Genomic DNA, 19855 nt, shown 5'->3' with positions numbered 1-19855 from the left:
ATGAATTATTTAAAAAACTTTAAATGATCATGAACAAACTGTTCGAAACCGATTGCAGGTTTTCCCGTTATATTAGAAACAGTATTAGAAATTTCAAAGGCTTCTCCTCTTGCATAATGAGCATAATCTTCGATAAGACCTCCTATTTGCCATTCAGGAAACCCGGCAACAGTTAATGCTCCGTGCATTTGTTCTGAATTTAAATCTACATAGCTAATTTCTGTTTTCAATATGCGGGAAAGTATTTCTGCCATTTGAAAATGGGTAAGAGATTCCTCTCCCGTTATATTGTAGATTTTGTTTTCATGTCCGTTCTCTGTTAATACCTTTGCCGCAACTCCTGCAATATCACGGATGTCAACAGCACTAACAGCAGCATTTCCCAACGAACCATAAAACTTCCCTTCATATTTAATGGAATGCCCAAACGCTATAAGACCTTGCATAAACAGATTAGGACGTAAAAATGTGTAATTCATTCCCAACTCTTTGATCCTGTTTTCAACAACAGCATGATATCTGAGAAAACGTACGGGGGAATTCTCATTGGCAGCCAGCTGAGATAATTTCACAATATGCTTTACACCTGCTTTATATGCCGCATCCACGAAACTAAGCTGAAGTTCTTCGGCTTGCTCTGATGAGTTTGTAAGCAAAAATGCTTTCTCAATTCCCTGCAATGCCTGAACAAGGCTATCGCTATCCGAGAGATCACCAATTGCTATTTCGGTTTGTGGCAAATGAGCCATCAGATCTCCCTGATCATTGTTTCTGACAAGGGCTTTAAAAGAGACATTCATATTAACCAATGTATTAACGAGTTGTGTTCCTACACTTCCCGTTGCTCCTGTAATTAAAAGATTTGTACTTTTCATAAAACTGTTTTTTAATACCTCAAAATTCGGTGTATTACAGGAGCTAAAATTGTAAGAAAACGAAATCTCCTATTTTACATATTTGTATGGTTAAAAAACAGATAAGACCAAACCAATTATAATATTGATTGGTATGATCTTTATAAAAAACTATGAATATTCAATTAATTCTTAGGATCACATATGGACTCCTGGAATTTCAGGTATTTGGAAGGGCTTAGATGAATATAATGCTTAAAATCCTTGATAAGTTGGCTTTGGTCATAATAACCGCATTGATTGATGACATCAAACCAATCTATTTTAATGTTTTGGCAAGAATTGTTCTGGATAATCTGAATTGCTTTTAAAAAGCGCTGATACCGATAAATCTCCTTTGAGGTATATCCAAAATGTTTTTTGTGATTCGTCTGTAATGATCTTTCGGATATTTTGTTCCTTTTAGAGATTTCTTTTATTGGGCTGAAGCTAGTGCGGTCAAAGGCTGCAATTTGTTCTGCAATACTGTCACGATCCCGTAAATAGGGCTGACAAAAATCCAGCATACCCTGAACCCGGTTTTCATTGGAATCAATCTTTTTTAATTCAGACCAAAGTGTTGTAAAACAATTCTGATTTAACAATTCATCCGGGTGCATTGCTAAATCATCAGTCAACGCTGCATTTCCAAAAAACCTGAAAAAAGCATCGTCTTTAAAATTGCAAACCAAAATTTCGGCGTCTTCAGGCAAAATATAGTTAAAGGCATGTTTTATAGGCCCCAATACAATACATTTTTCAACTTTAATCTCCTCTTTATTTTTAGAAATAAACGATGCGTGAGTACCAAAACTGAAAATCATTATAGTCTGATATGAAGGTAAAAGTGTTTTTTCTACAGTTTCTCCGGATCTGTTTTCTGCATAGTAAAAATGTGAAAAAATATCTTTAAATTCTGTAGGAGCAGATATTCGGTAACTATTATAACCTTTCATATTTCTAACTTTTTGAATGAAAATCGTTAGCATCTTAATTTAAACCAATTTGTTTTCTTCTATAGGTTCTTAGCCTAAACAAATGTATTTAAAATTTTACAATACTGATGAACAATAAAAAACCGCTGATGAGCTATTCTCATCAACGGCGGATAGTTATACTATGAGAAATTAATCCCAGGCCATAAAACCTTCATAGGCAAAATAGATTAAAGCAATGTAAAAGCTATACTTAATTAGTTTTTTAGTGACCTTGTAACTTTTAAACAATACCGGATTGTAAGCTGATCTGTCGAATGTTGTTTTTGTTGTTTGTTCCATTTCTTTTGTTTTTTATGGTTGTTATAAAATTGTTCTGCAACTGTAATTGATAAAAAAATATTCTTTTTCTTTTTTGGCTGTTTCCTTAGAAACGACAGCATTGGTCATCAATATATAAGTCTTACTTTTTATAGTATTTTTCAAAAGTGAATGTGCTTTAACGATCGGTTCTCCGTAAAGTTTTTTAAAAGTTCCGATAGTATATTCTGAGAAAGTTCCGTAATGTGCTATTAATTTTAATGACAAACCTAAGTCATGTCCAATGATAGTTTCAATTTCTCTAAGTTTTATAGTAAAGCTTCTTAACATTGTTTCATATAGTTTTAAAATTCTCTGCATAGAAGGCTTTTTACCAAATTTGTAGAATAATATTGCATCTCCTTCAATTTCGGACACGTTCATCCCCAATTTATTGGCTTGCAAAATTGTAGAAAGCAGTTCTCCGATAATGTAACGACCCGCTTCGATACAAATGCTACTTACAAACTCTGTATAGCCACTGATATCAGGAATGATTATAAGTCCTTCTTCAACCCGAATATTTCTGCTTTCTGATAAATATTGTTTGTATAAATACTCCATGACAGATTTTTTAGTTCTTTCTGACACAAATGTAGATACATCCCTACAGCATAAATTGTAAGAAAACGAAATCATTGTTGTATTAGGTAATTATTTTAACTATTAGCTTTAAAAAAAATCTCCCACAAAAGACTGTGAGAGATAAAAATATATGGAATCAATCCTAAAACCAGGACTAATGAATTTTAACTATTAAAGGTTGCAAAAGCATCTTCTGTGGCAGCAAAATAATTATTATAAACCAATTCTGTATTCCCTACACGAATTTCATAAATATCTTCCTGAAGAGCCTTCAAAAGATCATTAGCAACTTCAGAAGCAGGAATTCCGTTTTCTTTGCCTCCTATTTCTGCTGAAAAATCTGTGTTTACCAATGGTGGCATCAATTCAAAAACTTTCACACCGGTGTTCTTTGCCAATTCGTATCTTAACAATCTGGTATGAGAATGAAGAGCTGCTTTAGAATCGGAATACGTGGGAACATGAGAACCAGGAACCAATCCGACAATAGATGAAACATTTACAATAGCAGCTTCTTTTTGTTCCTTTAAGATGGGAAGAAACTTATCCGTCAGACGGATCGGGGCAAAATAATTCGTAGTGAACTCGGCCAATGCTTTGCTGTAAATATCACCGGCATCTGCAAGGTTATAAACATAAGCATTTCCGGCATTATTGATCAGAATATTGATCCCTCCGAAGGTAGTCTTTACTTCTTCATATAACCTGTCTATATCTGCTTCATTTGTAATATCCGCCTGTACAGTGAAGACATTTTCCAAATCTTTTGCTGCCTCATCCAATTTTTCTTTTGTTCTTCCGACAATGATGATTTTATTTGCTGGGCTTAATACTTTTGCAATTTCTAAACCAATTCCTGAGCCTCCTCCGGTTATCAGGATAGTGTTGTTGGTAATGTTCATAATAATTTGTTTTGTTTAAGTTATATTTAAATTGTACTAATCAGTACAAAAAAGGACAAATTTTTAATTTGAGAAACTTGATTTATTTTATTCCAAAATACTCAGGTTCATCTCAATAAGTGAACGCAAGATTTTTGGTGATTTTTCCATTCGCCGTGTAACGTGAATTCCGTTCCAAAGATTGGTAAGATGCCAAGCTAAAATTTCAGGATCTTCTTTGGTTTTCAGTTGCTCGCTTTTAAGAGCATTTTTAATAGCTTCAGCAAAAATTTTCTGCAAGCTCTTCAATAGTGCGGCAGTTATTTTTTTAATTTCATCATTCTTTTCAGAAAGCTGAACCAGAGCATTTCCCAGGTAACAACCTCTTTCCATATCACAATCTGCAACATCTGCAAGTCTCAAAAAAAATTGTCTGATAAATTCAACCTGATCTTCTGAATTTTCAATAGCCCGACCCATTTTTTGGTTAAAATCTTCAGCAAACTGTTTGATTGAGCGGATATACAATTCCTCTTTTCCTCCTTTAAAAGCAAGATAAAAGCTTCCTTTTCCTATTCCCATAGCAGTCAACAATTCTTCTGCAGAAGCCGTATCATAACTTTTCGTTCTAAAAACTTCAGTTGCTTTTTTTACGGCTTCCTGTTCGTCGAATATTTTTGGCCTTCCTGCCATTATTTCTATTTTGATGAAGCAAAGGTACTAAACTGTACCATTTAGTACAAAATAAATTTTCATATCTCTTTTATAGTTTTTGTCAATCGATTTTGATCGCTAAAAAAATAATAAACAAAGAAAACCGGACAAGTAAAGATTTACAACCTATTCATTTCTTGATTCAATTAATTTCGTTGGTGGATGCCCAAACAATTTTCTAAATGCAAAAGAGAAATGGGAGAAATTCTCAAAACCAAGATCGAGATAAATTTCAGAAGGTTTTTTCCCTTTTTTATCGATAAGATAATACGCCTCTTCCAAGCGTTTCTGTACAAGCCAATGTTTTGGAGTTGCATAGAATATCTTTTCAAAATCACGTTTGAAAGCGGACAGGCTTCTGCCGGTAAGGTAAGCAAATCGTTCTATACTTACATTGAACCTGTAATTACGGTTCATAAACTCTTCAAGGTTTATTTTTTTAGGAGTGGTAAAGTCAAACAAAACACTGGCTAGTTCAGGATTTACCTTCAGGAGTACCAGCAAGAGTTCGGTCCGCTTAACATTAAAAAACGGCTCTTCCATGAATCCATCCTCATTAAAATAAGGGGTTGTTGATTCCATAAAATTTTTGACCAGCTTATTTTTAGCCAGCGGGATAATCGCATCAGTACTTGTATTCTTTTCAGCATTGAATCCGTAGGTATCTTTAAATGTCTTTAAAAAATCCTGTTCGAACAAAATGAACATCTTTTTGAAGGCACCATCGTCGGGCAGCTTGGTATATTTTGCCAGATGGTTTCTTCTGCCTATCCCATAATCTCCGGAACTGATTTTATATTCCTTATGGCCATCATAAACAAGCATTGAACCTGAAACCAGATACATAAAGCAATGATCGGGTATAAACTGCTCGGCACTGGGAGAAGGGCTCATATAACAGGAAGCAATATTTGATTCTTTCATATTATAAATTTAATAATTATTGTTTTGCCTTTGTCACCTTCGCATATAATTTCCGCAATGCCGTGTTATACTACCTTTCATTTCTTATTTTTTAATCAGACCTAGCTGTAACATACTTTCCGCCGTTGCTATAATCGCTTCTTCATTAGAGCGGGGCGACCAATTCAATAATTGTTTTGCTTTATCTCCACTGGTTTCTGCATATTTCCCAAGTAATGTCGCCAGCATCCGTAACGATGGGTTGAATATGGCTGCTGCCCTTACAATCCAATTCTGCATTTCTCTGGTAGGAACTTTTGCTGCCACCTCCACTAAATTTTTCTTCAATATGTCCGCAACATCCAGCATTGATAATGCTTTACCCGTGGTAGCCAGGAACCTTTCGCCGCTAGCCTTCGGATGTGTCATGGCGAGCAGATGCAGATCAACAACATCTCGCACATCCACATGGCAACAATATACTTTTGGACATGCTTTTATCTCTCCTTCCAGCATTTTCTTAACGACCTGATTAGAATGGGAGTAATCTGTACCAAGTATCGGACCCATTACTGCCACAGGATTAACCACGGACAGTTCAAGTCCACCACCTTCGTTTTTGATAAATTCCCATGCCGTTTTCTCAGCAATTGTTTTTGATTTTTGGTAGGGGTGAAGATTTGCCTCAAGGTTCGACCAGTCTTTTTCAGTATATGGCGTCGTACGATTCCTATTTCCCATACCTACCGCTCCATAGGCCGATGTTAGTACGACCCTCTTTACACGGGCAGCCCTAGCTGCTTTCAGAACCCTTAACACTCCATCTTTTGCTGGATTGATCATTTCATCCTCATGCTTATAGTTAACAACAGGTGTTGGAGATGCTATATGCAGAACATAGGTACAGCCCTGCACAGCCTTATCCCAATTATTATCTTGCGAAAGATCAGCCTCAATAAAGGAGAGGTTTTCAAATGAGCTGATCCCTCCTTTACTTAGCATATCCTTAACCTCATTCTGCCTATGTAGAGAACGTAATGTTGCTCTTACCATATAACCTTGCTCAAGTAATTTTATTATACAATGAACAGCAATGAAACCAGAGCCGCCCGTGACAAGGACTGCTACTCCTCTATTTGAATTTGTCATCTTCTTTGAATTTATAACACAAAGATCGCCTGAAAAGTCAGTAGCCTGTTTTGCTGGAAAGTCCAAATTTATTGTGCTGGAAAGTCCAAAATTGCGTACACCGATTAACAACCAGCTGCATTAGCTTCTCAATATTATCTTTATTAAACAAGCATATTCAGCACATCAGGATTATCATTCAAATAAGATTCGAAATAACCCAGCTCTTTCATTCTCTGTTTCAAGCCATTAAAATCAGAAATATTGGAAAGTTCGATTCCTACAATCGCCAAAGCAGTTTCCCTTGAATTTTTTTTGGTATATTCGAAATGGGTGATATCGTCATTTGAACCGAGAACATTCAGCACAAAATCTTTCAGAGAACCTGGACGTTGTGGGAATTTGACCATAAAATAATGCTTCAACCCATTGTAAAGCAAAGCGCGTTCTTTGATTTCCTCCATTCTGGTAATATCATTGTTGCTTCCGCTGACGATGCAAACTACATTTTTACCCTTAATCTGATTTCGATATTGTTCCAAAGCTGAAATAGAAAGCGCTCCGGCCGGTTCCAAAACAATTGCATCTTTGTTATAAAGTTGAAGAATCGTATCACAAATCATCCCTTCATCCACAGGAATGCAATCTGCAAGCGCATTTTTGCAAATCTCAAAAGTCAAATCCCCTACTCTTTTTACCGCTGCTCCATCTACAAAACCATCAACTTTCTGTAATTCTGTATTGAGATTATTATCAATGGAGGTTTTCATAGAGGGTGCTCCTTTTGGTTCAACTCCAATCAATCGAGTCTCTTTTGACAGCTCTTTAAAAACCGTCGAAATTCCGGAAGCCAAACCACCACCGCCAATCGGAATGAAAACAAAATCAATATTTTCTTTCTGTTGCTCCAAAATTTCCAGTGCCAAAGTCGCCTGTCCTTCAATAATCTGAATATCATCAAAAGGATGAATAAATGCTGCGCCGGAACTTTCTGCAAACTCTAAGGCTGCATTTTTGGAGGTATCAAAAGTATCCCCTACCAGTTTGATTTCGACAAGGTTTCCACCAAACATTTCAACCTGTTCCAGTTTTTGTTTTGGTGTTGTCACGGGCATAAAAATCGTTCCTTTAATCTGAAGCTGTTTACAGGAAAAAGCTACTCCCTGGGCGTGATTTCCGGCGCTTGCACAGACTATTCCGTCCGAAGTTTTGCCTTCATTGTAAAGACTTTTGATTTTATTGTAGGCCCCACGTAATTTGTAAGACCTAACGGGTTGTAAATCTTCCCTCTTGAGAAAAATATTTGCTCCAAATATATCTGACAAGCGGGCGTTGTATTGCAATGGTGTGTAATTCACAACATTTTCTATACTTTTTCGGGTTTCTTTTACCGCTTCCAAGGTTGGAAATATCATCGTTTCATTCATCTTCATTTATAATTTTTATTTTTTAAACCACAAAAGTCACAAAAGATATCATTTTTCTTAAAGTTTAAATAATTGAAAATAAGAAGCTCACAAAACGTTCATCATTTTCGACATTCTTTTGTGAACTTTAAACAAATCTTTTTAAAGCTTAAAAAACTTTTGTGACTTTGTGGTTAAATCATTTCTTTAATTCTTGTCGTTCCGTTTTCAAGAACGAGTTTGTGACTGAGTTTTTTTGGTAATTGAGATTCAAAATGCCCAACGTAAATCAACGATTGTCCCTGGTCTGCCAAATCATCAATTACCTGATTAAAATATTGCGTCTGTTTGTTGTCCATTCCCTGACAAGGCTCATCCAGAATCAAAAGCTTTGGTTTTTTAATCAATGTTCTTGCGAGTAAAGCCAAACGTTGTTTCCCAAGCGGTAAAGTATTTAACTTCTTATTTTTATCATCTTTCAAATCGAAGAAATGCAGCATCTGCTCCAATTGTTGTTGCTGACTAAAACTCAGTTTCTGATACAACAACATCGAATCAAAAAAACCGGAAGCAATGGTTTGTCCGACATTCGCATTCATATCGAAATACCAATGCAATTCGGGCGAAATCATTCCGATTTTTTCTTTAATGTCCCAAATACTTTCGCCGCTTCCCCGCTTTTGTCCGAAAAGATAAATCTCATTGGCATAAGCCTGAGGATGGTCACCATTCAACAAACTGAGCAATGTTGATTTTCCCGAGCCATTGTGACCCTGCAACAGCCATTGCTCACCGGAATTGACTTCCCAATCGATATTTCTCAGTACTTGTTTTTCACCATAAGAAATATTGATATTTTCCAGTTTGATGAGACTTTCCTGTTCGTTTTCCCGATTGTCTTGAAGGAAAAAAGGAAGCGATTTTGGAATTCTTTCTTCTCCTTTGGAAAAGTCTTTTGGAGAGTTTCTGTGAATTAATTTTCCGTTTTCTATTTCTACAAAATACTGAACACTTTCAGGATATTCGTCATCGTTATTTATCAAAATCAATGTGACATTTTCCTGATTCAAATTATCAAAAGCATGATTCAAAAAGTGTCTCGATTTGGTATCCAATCCTGTGTAAGGCTGGTCGATAATCAGAATCTGAGGTTTTAGCCAAAGTGCTTTCAGTAATTGTAATTTTTTGTGTTCGCCGCTTGACAATTCTATCAATTGCTGATTTTTAAAATTTTCAAATCCAAACGGTTCTAAATAGGATTTCAAAATTCCAAAATCAAGATTTTCTTCTTTTCCAAAATGATTAAGCTCTGCAAAAACAGTGAGTGTATCATTTTTAGCAAATTGATTATATCGCTGTTGATAATAAAAATTGCGGTCGCCTTCCAGATTAGTGAACTGAAACCAATTGGAAACGTACAGAACTTTCCTCTTCAAGTTTAAATTTTCATTAAAATTGACCTCAACTTTCCCTTCAAAATTTTTGATTTCTCCTGAAATGATTTTGGCTAAGGTTGTTTTCCCGCTTCCACTTAATCCGCCTAACATCCAGCATTCTCCAGAAGATATTTCCCAGTTGAAATGGTTCAGTATGGGTTTATCATACTGGAAATTTAGGTTTGAAATGTGGATGATTGGGGTTGACATTATTTTATTTTTAAACGCAAAGGGCGCAAAGTTTTTTTATAATCTTATTGAGAATATTTTAAGGTTCGCAAAGGCGCTTCGCTCAACAAAGAACACAAACCAAATCACAGTTAGTTTGTCATTTCCGTAGGAATAATTCATTGCTGAGATTCCTACGGAATGACAAATATGATGTTAATGCTGGATTTTTATTTTTATAACAAATCCCATAGCCCCGGTTGCAGCGGCATCCTTTTATGATGAGGAACGAAGAGCAAAAGATATAGCACTTCGACTTCGCTCAGCATAAACTCCAAGCGGGATTAGCTCCTTATTTTAAACTGTTTTGATGGACTTCATCGCCGTCATTGCCTGACGGAGTTTTCTGCCGACAATTTCTACCGGATGATTTCTCAAAACATCGTTCACATAAACCAATTGAGCGTTGTCAACCGAAGCTTTTTTGCCTTCGTTGTAGTTTTTACCTACCAAATCTGTATCTACCGACTTCATAAAATCTGCCAACAAAGGTTTGCAAGCCTGGTCGAACAGGTAACAGCCGTATTCTGCAGTGTCGGAAATCACACGATTCATCTCGAACAGTTTTTTTCGTGCGATGGTATTGGCAATCAAAGGGGTTTCGTGAAGCGATTCGTAATAAGCGGATTCCGGCTTGATTCCGGCTTCAACCATCGTTTCAAACGCTAATTCAACACCCGCTCTGATGAAGGCCGACATCAAAAGATAATTGTCAAAATATTCCTGCTCTTCGATTTTCACATCGCCTGCCGGTGTTTTTTCAAAAGCTGTTTCTCCTGTTTCTGCACGCCATTTCAATAAGTTTGCATCTCCATTTGCCCAGTCTTCCATCATTGTTTTGGAAAATTCGCCGGAGATGATATCGTCCTGGTGCTTTTGGAAAAGTGGACGCATAATATCTTTCAGTTCTTCTGACAATTCAAAGGCTTTTAGTTTCGCAGGGTTAGAAAGTCTGTCCAGCATTCCGCTTACACCGCCGTGTTTCAAGGCTTCTGTAATGACCTCAACACCGTATTGAACCAATTTGGAAGCGTAACCTGCATCAATTCCTTTTTCGACCATTTTGTCAAACGAAAGAATAGAACCTGTCTGCAAAAGTCCGCACAAAATCGTCTGTTCTCCCATCAAATCGGACTTCACTTCTGCCACGAAAGAGGATTTCAAAACACCGGCTTTGTGACCGCCTGTTCCTACACAATATGCTTTTGCTTCTGCCCAGCCTTTTCCCTGAGGGTCATTTTCAGGATGAACAGCAATCAGCGTCGGAACACCGAAACCTCGCAGATATTCGGCACGAACTTCGGAACCCGGGCATTTTGGAGCGACCATAATCACCGTCAAATCTTTACGAATCTGCATCCCTTCTTCCACGATATTGAACCCGTGTGAATAGGACAAAGTCGCACCCTGTTTCATCAAAGGCTGAACCGCATTGATTACCGAAGTGTGTTGCTTGTCAGGCGTTAAATTGATGACCAAATCCGCAGTGGGAATCAGTTCTTCGTAAGTTCCGACTTTGAAATTATTTTCGGTTGCGTTTTTCCACGAATCTCTCTTTTGGTCGATAGCTTCCTGACGCAATGCGTAAGAAACGTCCAGTCCGCTGTCTCTGAGATTCAGACCTTGATTCAGTCCCTGAGCTCCGCAACCAACCACTACGATTTTCTTTCCTTTCAATGCAGAAACGCCATCAGAAAACTCTGAACTGTCCATAAATTCCGCCTGTCCTAACTGATGCAACTGGTCTCTGAGTGATAAGGTATTGAAATAATTTGCCATATTTTTAAGTAAAAAGTAAAAAGTATCAAGTAAAAAGATTACCGTAACTACTTTTTAGGATTAATATTTTTTTGATTTTTAAATTCTGTTTTGAATATTTATTGAAAATTAAACACAAAGCGCACAAAGGTTTTTTAACAATTGAATGTTTTTAAGTTCACAAATCGAAGATTCATCGATTCCTTGGAATTCAATAAAAACTTTGAGATAAAGGCGCTTAAGCTCAACAAAGTTTGATTGTTTATTTACATTGTGAAAACATCGTCTCTTTTATCGAGATATTCGTTTTCAATAAGTTCGGGAGATGGTTCTCTTTTTTCAAACTCGAGGACTTTTTCGTGGATTCCTGCGCTGTTTTTGATGATAGCGATTCTTGCTCCACGCACGAATTCGATGAGTCCGTATTTGTTGAGCTCTTCAGTTAACCGGTCGATTTCTTCCCGATGTCCTGCCGTTTCAAAAACGATGTAATCCTGACGAATTACAACTGTAGATGCGCCATACTGACGAAGCAATCGTTCTACATAGACCTTTTCTGTCACCACATTTGCGGGGACTTTGTAAAGTGCCTGTTCCTGCCAGACAATCTCATCATCTGTATTGAAATAAGCTTTCAGAATGTCGATTTGCTTTTCCAGCTGACGGCAAAGTTTTCTTACGACTTCTTCGGTTTCATTAATGAGAATTGTGAATCTGTGAATACCTTCCACCTCGGAAGGAGATGTATTCAAACTCTCGATATTGATTTTTCTTCGTGAAAAAATCCCTGAAATTCTGCCAATTAATCCAACAGAATTTTCGGTGTATAATGTGATGGTAAATTCTTGTTTTTCCATTGTTTTGTTTTTCAAAATTTTCCATTATTGGAATAATATTGAACCCTTCGGGTTCATTGGGATTCTGATTGATTTACCATAGGTTTCACCTACGGCTATTGATATTAAACCCTTCGGGTTTTGATAGGATTTTCATCCTATCCTTTATTAAGTCGTCCTTTCAGGACTTTGTTGAAAATTTATTTTAATCGAATTTCTGAAACCGAGGTTCCTTGTGCTACCATTGGAAAAACATTATTTTCTTTTCCAACCATTACTTCCAAAAGATAAGCACGATCGTGATTGAGCATTGTTTCCAAAGCTGTTTTGAGGTCTTTCCTTTCTGATATTTTTTGTCCGTCGATGTAATAACCTTTTGCAACGGCTACGAAATCCGGGCTCGTGATATTTACAAAAGAGTAACGCCTGTCGTGGAACAGCTGTTGCCATTGTCTTACCATTCCGAGGAATTCATTATTTAGAATCAGGATTTTGACCTTCGCTCCGAACTGCATAATGGTTCCTAATTCCTGCAATGTCATCTGGAATCCGCCATCTCCAATGATTGCAACCACTGTTTTTTCCGGTGCACCATACCAAGCTCCGATTGCGGCCGGCAAACCAAATCCCATTGTTCCCAATCCGCCTGATGTAACGCTGGATTTAGAATTATTGAAATTTGCATAACGACAGGCAACCATCTGATGCTGACCAACATCGGTTGTGATTATTGCATCGCCATTTGTCAGCTCATTAAGAACTTTGATGACTTCTCCCATTGTCATTACATCGGTTGTGGGATTCAGTTCTTCTGTAATTACTTCTTTGATTTCTTCCTTTTCCAACTCACGGAATTTTTCCAACCAAGCTGAATGGTCGTTTTCTTTGAGAAGCGCCGTCAGCATCGGAAGTGTCTTTTTACAATTTCCCCAAACCGGAACGGTGGTCTTCACATTTTTATCAATTTCGGCCGGGTCAATATCAAGATGAATGATTTTTGCCTGTTTTGCATACTTATCCAAACGACCTGTAACCCTATCATCGAAACGCATTCCGACTGCAATCAGAACATCACATTCGTTGGTCATTACATTGGGTGCGTAATTGCCGTGCATTCCCAGCATTCCGACGTGTAGTTTATGGTTTGTTGGAAGCGCACTCAATCCCATTACAGTTGCCGCAGCCGGAAGATTGATTTTTTCAATAAATGCTTTGAATTCTTCTTCGGCTTTTCCCAAAATCACCCCTTGTCCAAACAAAACAAATGGCTTTTTTGCCTGATTAATCAATTCTGCAGCCTGTTCGATATATTCATTTCTGATTTCCGGCTCCGGGCGGTAACTTCTGATATGATTGCATTTTTTATACCCCGAATATTCGAATAATTGTAATTGAGCATTTTTGGTAATATCAATCAAAACCGGACCTGGTCGACCAGTACTTGCGATATGAAAAGCTTTGGCAATTGCTTCCGGGATTTCGGTTGCATCGGTTACCTGATAATTCCATTTTGTAACCGGCGTTGTGATATTGATGACATCAGTTTCCTGGAAAGCATCCGTTCCCAAAAGTGAGGCAAAAACCTGACCTGTAATACAGACAATCGGATTGCTGTCTATCATTGCATCCGCTAAACCTGTCACCAGATTGGTTGCTCCCGGACCACTGGTTGCAAATACAACCCCCGTTTTTCCGGAAGTTCTTGCAAATCCCTGTGCAGCGTGAATGGCACCTTGCTCGTGACGAACCAAAATGTGTTTCAGTTTTTCGGAATAGTCGTACAAAGCATCATAAATCGGCATAATTGCGCCACCGGGATAACCGAAAATCGTATCAACGTTTTCTTGTAATAGCGCTTCCAAAACAGCTTTTGAACCGGATATTTCTACCGATTTTGGCTGTTCTAATTCTATATTTTCTATTTGTGAAATGGTATTGTTCATTTTTAATATTTTTTCCGTTTAAGATTGAACCCTTCGGGTTCTGATTTGTTTGGGTTTATATCCATTCCATAGGTTTCACCTACGGCTACTGATATTGAATCCTTCGGATTCGTTTTGAATTTATATCCTGTTTTCAAATTTAACCTCCAGATTTTTTTAAAACATTATTTTGAAACGCAATACGATTGCAGCCCGGCTTGAACGGAGCTCTTTTTGCGATGACCAAATAGTTCAACTTATTGCTTCATTTCGTTCGCAAAAAAGCGGGAGTGGAAGACGGAAATAGCTGCCCCAGATAATATCTTATTCATTATATTTTACAAATCGGTGACACAGCCTTGTGAGGCATCTGCTACAGATTTGGCGTATTTGTATAATACCCCGCTCTTCACTTTGTATTCAGGTTGTTGGAATTCGGCTTTTCTTTTGGCAATTTCTTCATCCGACAACAATGCGTTGATGGTATTTTTTTCAGCATCCAGTTCAATCACATCTCCATCTTTAATTAAGCCAATCAATCCTCCGGCAAAAGCTTCCGGTGTGATATGACCGACCACGAAACCGTGCGTTCCTCCTGAAAATCTTCCGTCGGTAATCAATGCGACATTTTTACCTAAACCTGAACCCATCAAAGCGGAAGTCGGTTTCAGCATTTCCGGCATTCCGGGTGCGCCTTTTGGGCCTTCATTCTTAATCACTACGACATTTCCTTCCTGAATTTTTTTATCTTCAATACCTTTGATGAATTCTTTTTCTCCGTCAAAAACAATCGCCGTTCCTTTGAAATAAGCGCCTTCTTTTCCTGTGATTTTTGCAACAGAACCTTTCTCGGCAAGATTTCCGTACATAATTCTGATGTGTCCGGTTTCTTTGATTGGATTTTTGATATCGTGAATGATGTTTTGCTGTCTGTCAATAATTGAAGTGACGTGTTCCAGATTTTCCGCAATGGTTTTTCCCGTAACCGTCAAACAATCACCGTGAAGCAAGCCTAAATCCAATAGATATTTCATCACGGCTGGAACTCCGCCTACTTTGTGAAGGTCTTCCATCAGATATTTACCACTTGGTTTAAGGTCGGCTAAAAACGGCGTTTCGTCGCTTATTCTCTGGAAATCATCTAAAGTCAAATCGTATCCGATGGATTTTGCAATGGCTATAAAATGGAGAACCGCATTGGTACTTCCACCCAGAATCATAATCAGCCTCAAAGCATTTTCAAACGCTTTTGGCGTCATAATGTCCGATGGTTTAATGTCTTTTTCTAAAAGAATTTTAATGTAATGCCCGGCAAACTGACATTCTTCTTTTTTTTCACGACTGAGAGCCGGATAAGACGAGGAATAAGGCAAACTCATTCCGAGTGCTTCGATTGCGGAAGCCATTGTATTAGCTGTGTACATTCCGCCACAAGCTCCTGCACTTGGACAGGAATTTTGAATCACACCCTGAAAATCTTCTTCGGAAATTTTACCTGCGATTTTATTTCCCAGCGCTTCGAAGGCTGAAACGATATTCAAATCTTGGCCTTTGTAATGTCCCGGTGCAATACTTCCGCCATAAACCATTATCGAAGGACGGTCGAGACGAGCCATCGCCATCAGAGAACCCGGCATATTTTTGTCGCAACCCGGAACTGTAATCAATCCATCATAATATTGTCCTGCGCAAACCGCTTCGATGGAATCTGCAATGATGTCACGACTTACGAGTGAATAACGCATTCCGTCGGTTCCGTTGGTCATTCCGTCGCTGATTCCGATGGTGTGGAACATTAATCCAACAAGATTTTGTTCTTTAACCCCTTTTTTTACAATCTCCGCAAGACCATTGAGGTGCATATTGCAAGTATTTCCGTCGTAGCCCATACTTGCAATTCCAATCTGTGCTTTGTCGAAATCTTCTTTTTGAAAACCAATCCCGTAAAACATCGCCTGAGTTGCAGGCTGGGTAGGGTCTTTGGTGAGGGTTTTGGAATATTTGTTTAAATTTTCTGACATATTTTATTTTTTTGACAGGTTATTTCTGTCGTATTTTTTTGATAAGATTTCATCCTATCCTTTAGTAAGTCGTCCCTTCGGGACTCTGTATTTATTTTTCTAAGATTAAATTTTCGGATTTCAGATATGAATAATCTTCTTCTAACACCAAATGGCGATAAGCCGTTTGAATTTTCGATGATAAACTGTCTTCCCAGTTCAGTTTGAAAGGAATGTTATCCAAAGAATCTAATGCTACAATTTCGGCTGCTGTTCCACAGAAAAAGCCCGCATCTGTACCCTGCATTTCTTCCGGTTTGAAAAATTTTTCTTCATAAGGGATTCCCAGATTATCACAGATTTCAAAAACTGTTGCTCTTGTGATTCCCGGAAGAATACTTCCTTTTGCCGGTGTGAAAAGTTTTCCGTCTTTCTCAAAGAAGATATTGGCTCCTGAACTTTCAGCTACATTTCCGTCAGCATCCAAGACCAACGCTTCGTCAAAACCTTTATCCTTAGCTTCCTGACAAGCTAAAATCGAGTTCACATAATGACCACTCACTTTTGCCTCCACTTTGAAAGCTTTTGGATTTGGGCGTTCAAAAGAAGACGTCATAATTCTCATTTTGTTGGCAAGATAACCGTTGTCCCAATTCCAAACCTCGATGACGAGATAACTTTTTTGTCCCTTTGATAATGCCATATTTGGAGAGCAAATGACAATCGGACGGATATATGCATTACTCAGATTATTAATTACCAATAATTTGTAAGTTGCTTCTACCATTTCTTCGGTAGAATAATCGAAAGGCATCATCATCGTTTCGGCAGATTTTCTCAATCTGTCGTAATGTTCCTCTGCCTTAAAAATTTTGGTTCCGTTGACTGTTTTATAAGATTTAATCCCTTCAAAAACAGCATATCCGTAGTGTAAAGATTGGCCATATAAATCGGTCCTGGCTTCTTTTGCTTTCACATATTCCCCATCAAAAAAGAGGACACTGTCGTCATTGTAATACATTGTATATCGGTTTTATAATATTTATTGTTTACTCCTAAATAAAAAACCATTCTCGAGATGAGAATGGTCTGTAGTATTTCAATTTCAAAAATTATCACAAGCCATCACTCACCACCGGAATCCGATAATGACAAAAATGACAAGAATAATAATTGTGTTATTCATCTGTTTGTTTTAAACAGTACAAATGTATAAACTAAATTCAATAAACATTAATTATTTCGTAAAAATTATACCTCAAGTATGTGAAAAACACATCAATTATTACAATTTCTACGAAATCCATTAAAACAAAATTTATATATAAACCTCTGATTATCAACTAATGTAAGTTGTAAAAATTACGATGTCAAAAATTTCATATAGAGTCCTGACAAGGATTAAAAACCGTTGATATTCCGGTATTGGTTCTTTTAATAATAACCTTTAAAGTTAATTTTTTTCTCCGTTAACATTGATTAAGTGAAATAAAGTTACTCTTAACACCCTAATATAAACTTAATGTTTCAAAAAGTAAAAGGTTTATTATTTTCAGGTATTTTAACCGCTCACATGTATCTTTTTCTCAATTTTCCTATCTTTAAATTTTCAAGTAAGAATTTCTATGAGTAAGCCTTCTGATCCCAATGCAGAAATGATGAAACGCCTGCAGGAAATGCAGAAAGAACAGCTTATGATTTCCCATTTAACCAAAGACTTTTCTATCATTTTAGATAAGAAACAGCTTCAGTTTGTTATCCATAAATCTTTCAAAACTGAACTGGGATTCAATGATTGTATGATTATCAAGGATGTAAAAGGAACTATTGAAATACTCGGCGGCCGGATTGAAAATCAGAACTATACCACAGATCAACAGCTTGACAGGTATTTAAAAAACTGTCTTGATTCCGCAGAACCGCTGCTTTTTGATCTTAAAGAACTATCACCTCTTCCTTCCTGTTTTACTGAAGCTAAAAATTCGGGAATGCGGATGGCTGCCGGATTGGGACTGCCGACTGTCAGTGAAAGTAAAAATGTACTTTTCCTTTTCTACAGAAGCTTTATTTCAAGAGACAGTATTCCGGAAAGGATTTTAAACGGCATTTCTACCCAGCTTTCCATTACCCTTCATAACATTGATGTTCAGGAGCAACTGAAAACATTTCAGGGAAATATCCCGGACTTTCCGAAAGAAGTTGAAGAAGAAAAGAAAATCGGGCACGGCTTTCATGGAATTGTGGGGCAAAGCGAAGCCATGCAGCTCATTTTCGAAAAAATCTCACAGGTAGCTCCATCGCAATCCAATGTGATTATCTTTGGAGAGACTGGTACGGGAAAAGAACTTATAGCACAGGCGGTTCATGAACTTTCAGAATTTTCGGGAAAGAAAATGATCAGGATAAACTGTGCGGCTATTCCTGCCAACTTAATAGAATCCGAATTGTTCGGGCATGAAAAAGGAAGTTTTACCGGAGCAACAGAACAAAGAAAAGGAAAGTTTGAGCAGGCTCACAACAGCACAATTTTTCTCGATGAAATTGGTGAACTTCCTCTGGAATTACAAGCGAGGCTTCTGAGGGTTCTTCAGGAAAAAGAAATTGAAAGAATCGGGGGCAACAAAAGAATAAAGGTTAATGCGCGGATCATTACGGCCACCAACAGGAATCTTGAAAAAGAAGTGGCAGAAGGCCGGTTCAGAAGTGATCTTTTTTACAGGTTGAATGTATTTCCTATCCATCTTCCTGCCTTACGGGAAAGAAAAGAGGATATTCCTTTGCTGGCAGATTATTTCCTTGAGAAATTATATCCGAAAACAGGCAAAAAGATGAATGGTTTTTCTCAGAACGTGGTCAAGATGATGATTGCTAATCCATGGCTGGGTAATATCCGTGAACTTGAAAATATGATTGAAAGAAGCATACTGACGGCAAAAGGAGATATCATCAGAGAAATGGATTTTCCAAAAGTTATTAACGCTCAAAATACAGATCAGGATGTTCAGGTTAAAACACTTCATGAATTTGAAAAGGAATATATTTTAAAAATAATCAGAAAATGTAACGGCCGTATTTTTGGCGAAACAGGCGCTGCAAAATTACTGGGATTGCCTCCAACCACGCTGATATCCAAAATGCAGAAACTTGGAATAGAAAAAAAACATTATTTCAGGGAATCTGAATAATATTTGTCAGGCCCAATTTCTATTTTCCCGGAAGATAAAGCCCAGAAAATCCAGAGTCCTAAAATGATCATCAGAGAAACCGCCGGTATCCAGAACGACAGGATTAATGCAATAACATAGATGGGAAGCCCGTACAGGTAATTATTATGGATCTTTTTTATAGCAGCATCGGTAATACCCGGGCGCAAAAGTTTTTTGTTACGGGTAGCCAGAAACCATAATAAATTGTAAGCAAGATTGATCAGAACAAAAATACCGGTATAAAGCGCTACAACAACAGAGGAAGCTTCACCATCAAAATACCTTGCCAGCAAAGCGGTAGGATAAGAAACTGCTGAAACCAGAAAAAGGATCAGTCCGTTGGCAAACATAATCGCTGAATTTCTGCTGTAGATCTGTTTGAAAATCTTATGATGGTTCACCCACATGATGAAAATACTGAAAAACGAAAGGATAAATGCCAGAAATGCCGGCCACTGATTCTTCAGAAAGACCAACAGATCATTCCCGTTCTGTATTGAATGTTCTTCAGGAAAGTGAAGATCCAGCACCAAAAGCGTAACGGCTATTGCAAAAACACCATCGCTGAACCCTTCTATTCTGAGCGTTTCTTTTTCCATAATTACCTGATTGATTTAATATTGTAAAGACATGATGATTGTATCCTCCAATTATTTGAAGAATT

Annotated in this window: 17 protein-coding genes; 1 reads left to right on the top strand and 16 read right to left on the bottom strand. The window is 37.5% G+C overall.

Features of this window, described 5'->3' with window-relative positions; all coding sequences use genetic code 11:
* Nucleotides 1-5: 5 nt before the first annotated feature.
* The 15 genes from CLV73_RS02365 to ilvE all read right to left on the bottom strand — a co-directional run bounded on the left by CLV73_RS02365 (nt 6) and on the right by ilvE (nt 17006).
* Nucleotides 6-875 (bottom strand): SDR family oxidoreductase, encoded by an 870-nt coding sequence (locus tag CLV73_RS02365; RefSeq protein ID WP_100375286.1) that lies wholly within the window; start codon nt 873-875, stop codon nt 6-8.
* 164 nt (nt 876-1039) lie between these two features.
* Complete coding sequence (locus CLV73_RS02360) at nt 1040-1849, bottom strand: AraC family transcriptional regulator (protein WP_100375285.1); 810 nt, start codon at nt 1847-1849, stop codon at nt 1040-1042.
* A 171-nt stretch (nt 1850-2020) separates the two neighbouring features.
* A complete protein-coding gene (locus CLV73_RS18835; RefSeq protein WP_157798702.1) occupies nt 2021-2170 on the bottom strand; it encodes a hypothetical protein in 150 nt (49 codons plus the stop codon).
* A 21-nt stretch (nt 2171-2191) separates the two neighbouring features.
* Nucleotides 2192-2752, bottom strand: coding sequence for a DUF2652 domain-containing protein (locus CLV73_RS02355; RefSeq protein ID WP_157798701.1), 561 nt, complete (start codon nt 2750-2752; stop codon nt 2192-2194).
* A 185-nt stretch (nt 2753-2937) separates the two neighbouring features.
* On the bottom strand, nt 2938-3675 hold the full coding sequence (locus tag CLV73_RS02350) for an SDR family oxidoreductase (RefSeq protein WP_100375283.1): 738 nt from the start codon (nt 3673-3675) through the stop codon (nt 2938-2940).
* An 87-nt stretch (nt 3676-3762) separates the two neighbouring features.
* Nucleotides 3763-4347 (bottom strand): TetR/AcrR family transcriptional regulator, encoded by a 585-nt coding sequence (locus tag CLV73_RS02345; protein ID WP_100375282.1) that lies wholly within the window; start codon nt 4345-4347, stop codon nt 3763-3765.
* A 147-nt stretch (nt 4348-4494) separates the two neighbouring features.
* Nucleotides 4495-5292: a helix-turn-helix domain-containing protein gene (locus tag CLV73_RS02340; RefSeq protein ID WP_100375281.1), complete on the bottom strand. Its 798-nt coding sequence runs from the start codon at nt 5290-5292 to the stop codon at nt 4495-4497.
* 84 nt (nt 5293-5376) lie between these two features.
* The gene (locus CLV73_RS02335; protein WP_228424173.1) at nt 5377-6486 is read right to left on the bottom strand and encodes an SDR family oxidoreductase; all 1110 of its coding nucleotides are present in this window, start codon (nt 6484-6486) and stop codon (nt 5377-5379) included.
* Between the two features lie 77 nt (nt 6487-6563).
* Nucleotides 6564-7832: a threonine ammonia-lyase IlvA gene (gene ilvA / locus CLV73_RS02330; protein WP_228424171.1), complete on the bottom strand. Its 1269-nt coding sequence runs from the start codon at nt 7830-7832 to the stop codon at nt 6564-6566.
* Nucleotides 7833-7999: 167 nt separating this feature from the next.
* Nucleotides 8000-9451 (bottom strand): ATP-binding cassette domain-containing protein, encoded by a 1452-nt coding sequence (locus CLV73_RS02325; protein WP_185116751.1) that lies wholly within the window; start codon nt 9449-9451, stop codon nt 8000-8002.
* 315 nt (nt 9452-9766) lie between these two features.
* The gene (ilvC, locus tag CLV73_RS02320) at nt 9767-11248 is read right to left on the bottom strand and encodes a ketol-acid reductoisomerase (RefSeq protein WP_100375279.1); all 1482 of its coding nucleotides are present in this window, start codon (nt 11246-11248) and stop codon (nt 9767-9769) included.
* 245 nt (nt 11249-11493) lie between these two features.
* Entirely contained in the window at nt 11494-12084 is a 591-nt protein-coding gene (gene ilvN, locus CLV73_RS02315; protein ID WP_027384999.1) for an acetolactate synthase small subunit, read from the bottom strand.
* Between the two features lie 179 nt (nt 12085-12263).
* Complete coding sequence (gene ilvB, locus CLV73_RS02310) at nt 12264-14006, bottom strand: biosynthetic-type acetolactate synthase large subunit (RefSeq protein WP_100375278.1); 1743 nt, start codon at nt 14004-14006, stop codon at nt 12264-12266.
* A 317-nt stretch (nt 14007-14323) separates the two neighbouring features.
* On the bottom strand, nt 14324-16006 hold the full coding sequence (gene ilvD / locus CLV73_RS02305) for a dihydroxy-acid dehydratase (protein WP_100375277.1): 1683 nt from the start codon (nt 16004-16006) through the stop codon (nt 14324-14326).
* A gap of 91 nt (nt 16007-16097) precedes the next feature.
* Nucleotides 16098-17006, bottom strand: coding sequence for a branched-chain-amino-acid transaminase (gene ilvE / locus CLV73_RS02300; protein ID WP_100375276.1), 909 nt, complete (start codon nt 17004-17006; stop codon nt 16098-16100).
* A 604-nt stretch (nt 17007-17610) separates the two neighbouring features.
* On the opposite strand from ilvE, the gene CLV73_RS02295 reads away from it, so the two are divergent.
* Nucleotides 17611-19170, top strand: a complete 1560-nt coding sequence (locus CLV73_RS02295; RefSeq protein ID WP_100375275.1) for a sigma-54 interaction domain-containing protein — start codon at nt 17611-17613, stop codon at nt 19168-19170.
* Here the strand turns inward: CLV73_RS02295 and CLV73_RS02290 are convergent.
* Complete coding sequence (locus CLV73_RS02290; protein ID WP_100375274.1) at nt 19149-19790, bottom strand: TMEM175 family protein; 642 nt, start codon at nt 19788-19790, stop codon at nt 19149-19151. The two genes, CLV73_RS02295 and CLV73_RS02290, sit on opposite strands and share 22 nt — an antisense overlap.
* Between the last annotated feature and the right edge of the window lie 65 nt (nt 19791-19855).

The sequence above is a fragment of the Chryseobacterium geocarposphaerae genome, assembly GCF_002797535.1.
GTDB lineage: Bacteria > Bacteroidota > Bacteroidia > Flavobacteriales > Weeksellaceae > Chryseobacterium > Chryseobacterium geocarposphaerae.
Note: the sequence above shows the minus strand (reverse complement) of the source record. Positions and strands in the feature narration are given on the sequence as shown.